The organism is Rhizobacter sp. P3_C12, assembly GCF_056402735.1.
On record NZ_JBFUGW010000655.1, the window covers coordinates 1 to 587 of the forward strand.

At 65.2% G+C, this 587-nt stretch carries 1 pseudogene; it reads left to right on the top strand.

Annotated features, from left to right (window positions below):
* Nucleotides 1-587 (top strand): annotated as a pseudogene (locus AC1DXV_RS35205) (hypothetical protein); the annotation flags it as partial.

Consider the following 587-nt stretch of genomic DNA (forward strand, 5'->3'; position numbering starts at 1 on the left):
TACGACTACGACGCCGCCGACCGCATCAGCGGGTTCACGCACCTGCTGGCCACGGACGGCACGCCGCAGATTGCGCTGGACCAGAGCTTCGACTACGACGAGAACAGCCGGCTGACCAACATCACGACGGCCGCATCGACCTGGTCGATTGCCTATGACCCCAACGGCAACCGCGTGAGCGTGAGCCTGAACGGTAGCCCGAGCACCTACACGACCGAGGCGACGAGCAACCGGCTGACGAGCATCACGAACCCGGCCAGAAGCTTCGGCTACGACAACGCCGGCAACACGACCAGCGACAGCACGAACTACATGGCGGTCTACGGGCTGAACGGCTCGATCGCGAGCATCACGAAGGCGAGCGTGACCGGCAACTACGACTACGACGCCGATCGCCGACGCATCCGCACCCGGGAAGCGCAGGTTCTGGTTCTGTGTGAAGGTCCCGAGCCCATCGGGATTCGTCTCCGGCGCCGTCGTGCCGAACGGCTCGGCCAGCCAGCGCCAGCGCTTGGCTCCAGTCTGATCGACGACGATGCGCGGCGCATTCAGGTGATCGGCGTGGATGTAGTAGATGAGCGGCGGGC